The sequence below is a fragment of the Phenylobacterium sp. genome (genome assembly GCF_036402295.1).
Taxonomy (GTDB): domain Bacteria; phylum Pseudomonadota; class Alphaproteobacteria; order Caulobacterales; family Caulobacteraceae; genus Phenylobacterium.
Map to the genome: position 1 here is coordinate 1 of NZ_DASWTE010000471.1, position 5829 is coordinate 5829.

General features: G+C 69.3%; 6 protein-coding genes. 3 read left to right on the forward strand and 3 right to left on the reverse strand.

What is annotated here, in order from left to right; all coding sequences use genetic code 11:
* Positions 1 to 1400, reverse strand: a 1400-nt coding sequence (cysS, locus tag VGD44_RS26240; RefSeq protein ID WP_331091719.1) for a cysteine--tRNA ligase, incomplete at its 3' end; no start/stop codon positions are given.
* 166 nt (positions 1401 to 1566) lie between these two features.
* Between cysS and folE the strand changes: the two genes are divergently transcribed.
* Entirely contained in the window at positions 1567 to 2196 is a 630-nt protein-coding gene (gene folE, locus VGD44_RS26245; RefSeq protein WP_331091722.1) for a GTP cyclohydrolase I FolE, read from the forward strand.
* A 105-nt stretch (positions 2197 to 2301) separates the two neighbouring features.
* Here folE and VGD44_RS26250 read toward each other — a convergent pair whose 3' ends face one another.
* Complete coding sequence (locus tag VGD44_RS26250; RefSeq protein WP_331091724.1) at positions 2302 to 3264, reverse strand: DUF817 domain-containing protein; 963 nt, start codon at positions 3262 to 3264, stop codon at positions 2302 to 2304.
* Positions 3265 to 3357: 93 nt separating this feature from the next.
* Between VGD44_RS26250 and hisI the strand changes: the two genes are divergently transcribed.
* Together hisI and VGD44_RS26260 are read left to right on the forward strand one after the other, a co-directional pair.
* A complete protein-coding gene (hisI, locus tag VGD44_RS26255; RefSeq protein ID WP_331091726.1) occupies positions 3358 to 3750 on the forward strand; it encodes a phosphoribosyl-AMP cyclohydrolase in 393 nt (130 codons plus the stop codon).
* Entirely contained in the window at positions 3747 to 4373 is a 627-nt protein-coding gene (locus VGD44_RS26260) for a LysE family translocator (protein WP_331091728.1), read from the forward strand. Before hisI ends, VGD44_RS26260 begins: the two co-directional genes overlap by 4 nt.
* On the opposite strand, the gene VGD44_RS26265 is transcribed toward VGD44_RS26260, so the two are convergent.
* Positions 4370 to 5829 (reverse strand): alkaline phosphatase D family protein (locus VGD44_RS26265; protein WP_331091730.1); only part of this gene is annotated, 1460 nt, incomplete at its 5' end. The two genes, VGD44_RS26260 and VGD44_RS26265, sit on opposite strands and share 4 nt — an antisense overlap.

Here is a 5829-nt window from a genome sequence, read left to right on the forward strand (position 1 = left end):
GCGCCGCTGGGACCGTCCATAACCTCCACATTGAGCGCGGCGAGTTCGCCACGAATGCGGTCGGCTTCGGGCCAATTCTTGGCGGCCCGCGCCGCCTGACGATCCGCGAGCAGGCCTTCGACCCGGGACTTCAGGTCGTCGTCGGCCCCGCTCTGGAACCACGACTGCGGGTCGGCGGCGAGGAAGCCCATCAGGTTGCCCGCCTCCAGCAAGAGGCCCCGGCCGCTGGCCACCGCGCGCGCGTCCTTGGCCATCACCGCGGCGCGCACCTTGTCGGCGAGCTGGAACATCGCGGCGAACGCGTTGGGCGTGTTCAGGTCGTCGTGCAGCGCGTGGCGGACGTTGGCATGCTCGGCCGCCGCCGCAGCGCTCTGCCAGCCGTCCGCCGCCGGCTCGCCGGCCAGGAACCGCGCGCTGTCGTCCAGCACCCGGTAGAGGCGGTCGAGCGCGCTCTTGGCCTGCTCGATCAGGGTGTCGGTCCACTCCAGCGGCTGGCGGTAGTGGCCAGAGAGCAGCGCCCAGCGGATCGCCTCGCCCGGGTAGGCCTTCAAGAGGTCGTGGGCCAGGGCGACGTTGCCCAGGCTCTTGGACATCTTCTCCTCGGCCATGTTCAGGAAGCCGTTGTGCATCCAAACGTAGGCGTACTCGCGGCCGTGGCCGGAGCAGACACCTTGGGCCAGCTCGTTCTCGTGATGCGGGAAAACGAGGTCGATGCCGCCGCCGTGGATGTCGATCGGAAGACCGAGCGCCTCCTCGATCATCGCCGAGCACTCGATGTGCCAGCCCGGCCGGCCGGGGCCCCACGGGCTCTCCCACTCCGGCTCGCCCGGCTTGGACGGCTTCCAAAGCACGAAGTCAGCCGGATGCCGCTTGTACGGCGCCACGTCCACGCGGGCTCCGGCGATCATCTCGTCCATCGGCCGGCCCGAGAGCTTGCCGTAGTCGGTGAACGCCTGGGTGTCGAAGAGCACATGGCCCTCGGCGGCGTAGGCCCCGTTGTTACGGATCAGGTCACCGATCATCTTGATGATGGCGTCCATGGTCTCGGTCACGCGGGGCTGGAAGGTGGGCGCGAGCGCGCCCAGCGCCGCGGCGTCGGCGTTGTAGGCGTCGAGGTAGCGGTTGGTGATGACGTCGATCCCGACGCCCTCGTCGACCGCCTTCTTGTTGATCTTGTCGTCCACGTCCGTGACGTTCGCGGCATAGAGCACCGCATGGTCGCCGTAGACGTCGCGCAGCACCCGGAACAGCAGGTCAAACACCACCACCGGCCGGAAATTGCCGATGTGGGCGAAGTTGTAGACCGTCGGCCCACAGACATACATCGTCACCCGGCTGGGATCCTGGGGCGCGAAGGGCCGCTTCTCGCGGCGCATGGTGTCGTAGAGGCTAAGGGTCATATCTCACGGTAACGCTGCGGAACGGTTGCCCAGGTGGGCCTTGCGCCCATATACAGATCGCCCGGACCCGAGGCCACAAGGCCAGGTCCGAAGTGAAAGGGTGGCACGCGTCATTTCCGGGACCATCGTCCCGGCGCAACTCAGCCCTGGAAAGAAACGCTCTCTCATGGACGCCATTTCCCGCGACCGAACCCTCATCGGGTCCGACGATGGAAACCTTGAGCCCTTCAAGCGCCCGACCCGCGAGGAGGCCATGGAGGCCGTCCGCACGCTGATCGCCTGGGCCGGCGACGATCCGCGCCGCGAAGGCGTGATCGACACGCCCAAGCGGGTGGTCGACGCCTACGGCGAATGGTTCGAAGGCTACAACCTCGACCCGTCCAAGGAGCTGTCGCGCACCTTCGAGGACGTGCAGGGCTACGACGACATCGTCATGCTCCGCGACATCGAGGTGGAGAGCCACTGCGAGCACCACATGGCGCCGTTCCTGGGCAAGGCCTACGTGGCCTACATGCCGACGAACCGCGTGGTCGGCATCTCCAAGCTGGCCAAGGTGGTCGAGATCTTCGCCCGGCGTCTCCAGACCCAGGAGACCATGACCCAGCAGATCGCCGACGCCATCACTGACAGCCTGCGCCCGGCCGGCGTCGCCGTCCTGATCGACGCGGCCCACCAGTGCATGACCACCCGCGGCGTCCACCACCGCCACGTCAGCACGATCACCACCCAGTTCACCGGCGTCTTCAAGACCGACCCGACCCTGCGTCAGCGGTTCCTGGATTTCGTGAACCGGTAGGATCGGCGCCTCACCTCCCCCGCGCTGCGGCGGGAGGGGGACCGCGCGCCGAGCGCAGCGTAGAGCGCGTGGTAGAGGGGGCGAGCCCCACGCGCTGAATTCAGTTCAGCTCGCCCCATCCGCGGAGCTTGAGGCTCGCCCCCTCCACCAGTCGCTCTTCGGCGACTGGTCCCCCTCCCGCCGCTGCGCGGGGGAGGTAAGCGGGTTCGTGCTTTCCCCTTCCCCTGGCGCCCTCGGCCGGTGCACCAGCGACACCAGCACGAAGCTCAGCAGCATCAGCAGGTACCAGGCGCCCAGCTTGCCGATCGACACCATCCGCCAGCCGTCGCGCTGGTCAGGATAGCTCCACGCCGCGGTCAAGGTGCCCACGTTCTCGGCGATCCAGATGAACAGGGCGACCAGCAGGAAGCCCAGCGGGATCGGCATCCGCCGGGGCGTCCGGTCGGGCGTGAAGACCGTCCAGGTCGGCGCAAAGATCATCATCGACAGCACGAACAGCGCGTTGCGGACGTCCAGCACGAAGTGGTGCGTGAAGAAGTTCACGTAGGCCGCCACCGCCAGCAGCCCCGGCGCCCAGAGCGGCGGATAGTTCTCGAACCGGAACTCCATCAACCGCCAGATCCGCGCGATGTACGATCCGATCGCCGCGTACATGAAACCCGAGAACAGCGGCACGCCGCCGATCCGCAGGATGCTCGCCTCGGGGTAGATCCACGAGCCCTGCGCGGTCTTGAACACCTCCATCGCCGTGCCAACGACGTGGAACACCAGGATCACCAGCGCCTCGTCCCAGCGCTCCAGCCGGGTGGCCAGCAGGAAGGCCTGCAGCGCCAGGGCGGCCACCACCAGCAGGTCGTAGCGGCTGAGCGCGGCGTCGGCCGGCCACCAGAGGTGCGTGCCGATCAAGAGGACCACCAACGCGCCGCCGAACAGGCAGGCCCAGGCCTGCTTCAGCCCGAACAGCAGGAACTCGTACGCCCAGCCCCGCAGTCGGCTGCGCTCGGCCCACGGGCGCGCGAGGCCCTCGAAGGCCAGCACCCGGCCCTTGATCCACGCGTTCAGGTTCATGTGCGGCCACGCTAGGCGCCGGACGTGCGTCCGGCGTGCAGCCGGCGTGGAAACCCGGTGCGCTTGCGACGCGGCTGGGCCATATGTTCCCCCATGACCAGCTTCCCCACCGCCCGCTCCACCGACGCCCTCGAGCAGGGGACCACGCTCGCGCCGCGCTTCGACGCCAACGGCCTGATCGCGGCGGTGGCGACGCATGCCGAGACCGGCGAGGTGCTGATGCTGGCGTGGATGAACGAGGAGGCCCTGAACCGGACGCTGTCGACCGGCGAGGCCCACTACTTCAGTCGCTCGCGCAACGAGCTCTGGCACAAGGGCGCGACCAGCGGCCAGGTGCAGGTGATCGACGAGCTGCGCATCGACTGCGACCAGGACGCCGTCTGGCTCAAGGTGTACCCGCAGGGCGACGGCGGGGCGTGCCACACCGGCGCGCGGTCCTGCTTCTACCGCGTGGTCGAGGGCGGCAAGCTGGTGAAGCGGCCGTGACGGTCGTCCAGGCCCTTCTCGCCTTCAGCGTCGCCGCGGCGCTGCTCACTATTACGCCGGGCCTCGACACGGCGCTCGTGCTGCGCACCGCCGCCGTCGAGGGCGCCAAGCGCGCGGCGCTGGCGGCGATCGGCATCGTCACCGGCTGCCTGGCCTGGGGCGCGGCCGTTGCGCTGGGCCTTGGGGTTCTGCTGGAAGCCTCGACGCTCGCCTTCGACGTCCTGAAGTGGGCGGGCGCGGCCTACCTCGTCTGGCTGGGCATCGGACTGATCCTGAAGCCGCGCAGCAAGTTCGAGCTGTCGGCGCCGGACGGCCCCGCGGGCGATGACTTCGCCTGGATGCGCCGCGGCTTTCTGACCAACCTGCTGAACCCGAAGGTCGGCGTCTTCTACGTCTCGTTCCTGCCGCAGTTCCTGCCTGCAGGCGCGCCGGCCGGGCCCTTCATCTTCCTGCTCGCCGCCATGCACGCGGTCATGGGCCTGCTCTGGTTCGCCGCCCTGATCGCCGCCACGCGCCCCATCGCCGGCGTCCTGCAGCGCGCCGCGGTGGTCCGCTGGCTCGACCGCCTGACCGGCGGCGTGTTCCTGGCCTTCGGCGTGCGCCTGGCGCTGGAGCGGCGCTAGGCCTCGCTCAGCGCCGACACGCCCTTGCCGTCCGGCGCGGCCTTGAAGCTCTTCACCACCTTAGTCTCGAAGGTCTTCGAGGTGATCGTCGAGACCGCGATCATGTCGGCCCGCGCCTCGGTGCGGGTGAGCGTCAGCAGGAGGTAGCCCTTCGACATCTGGTCGTTGAACACCACGTCCTTGTTGGCCTTGGCGATCAGGTCGCCGGCGTTGATCCCGGGCGAGAGCTCGCCGGCGCCGGGGCTGGTGATCCCCGTCGTGCCGAACTCGCAGGCCACGCGGCGGCCGGCCTCGTCATGCAGTTCGTTGGCCCAGAACGAGTGGCTGTCGCCGGTCAGCACGATCGGCCGCGCCCCGGCGTTGCGGAACAGGCCGAACAACCTCTCGCGGTCGTGTGGATAGCCGTCCCACATGTCGAGGCCGGCCGGCAGCCCAAGGGCATGCGCCGTCTCGTAGCGCCGCACGCGGTTCTGCGCCGAGGCGGGGATCGCCGCGTACTGCTCGGCTGTCAGCTCCTTCTTCGGGCTCGGAAACATGACGCGGGCCATGATCACCTCGTTGCCGATCACCTGCCAGGCGTGGCCGGCCTTCACCGAGCGGGCGAGCTCGCCGGCGACCCAGGCCTCCTGCTTCTGGCCCATCATCCGGCGGTTGGGATCGGCCAGCTTGGCCTTCAGCTTGGTAAGGTCGCGCTTGCCGTCCACCTCGGGCGCGTCACCATCCAGGCTCACCTGCTGGTCGCGGGCGGTCAGCCGGGTCTCGATCATGATCAGCGAGGCGAGGTCGCCGAAGTCGAAGCTGCGGATGGCCGCCTCGGCCAGGCCGCCGCCGGCCGGCTCGCGGATCGGCATCCATTCGAAGTAGGCCTTCAGCGCGGCGGCCTTGCGCGCGGTCCAGTCGCCCTCCTTGCCCGGCGTATGGTTCTCGGCGCCCGTGAGGAAGCTGTCGTTGGCGGTCTCGTGGTCGTCCCACACCACGATCCAGGGCGCCTTGGCGTGCGCCGCCTGGAGCTGGGGGTCGGACTTGTATTGCGCGTGACGGCGGCGGTAGTCGGCCAGGCTGACGATCTCGCGCGGCGGATCGTGCGGCCGCTCGGCGGCCACGACGCTGTCCATGCCGTACGACTTGGGCCCGCCGTACTCGTAGATGTAGTCGCCCAGGTGCAGCACGGCGTCGACCCGCGGCAGGTCGGCGATCGCCTGATAGGCGGTGAAATAGCCGTTCGGATAGAGCGAGCAGGACGCGATCGCCAGCACCACGTCCTCGGCCTTGCCCGACGGCAGGGTGCGCGTGCGGCCCATCGGCGACTTCACGCCCGCGACCTCGAATTCGAAGGTGTAGGCCCGCCCGGCGTCCAGGCCGGTGGCGTCCACCTTGATGGTGTAGTCCCGCGCCGGCCCGGTGGTCCCCGAACCGCTCTTCGCGCCGCCGGCGCGGCGGTCGATCGGGTGGAGGC

Bases quoted from the DNA above. Each gene is read 5' to 3' on its own strand.
- folE (WP_331091722.1), top strand. From the start codon at position 1,567: ATGGACGCCATTTCCCGCGACCGAACCCTCATCGGGTCCGACGATGGA.
- VGD44_RS26250 (WP_331091724.1), bottom strand. From the start codon at position 3,264: ATGAACCTGAACGCGTGGATCAAGGGCCGGGTGCTGGCCTTCGAGGGC.
- hisI (WP_331091726.1), top strand. From the start codon at position 3,358: ATGACCAGCTTCCCCACCGCCCGCTCCACCGACGCCCTCGAGCAGGGG.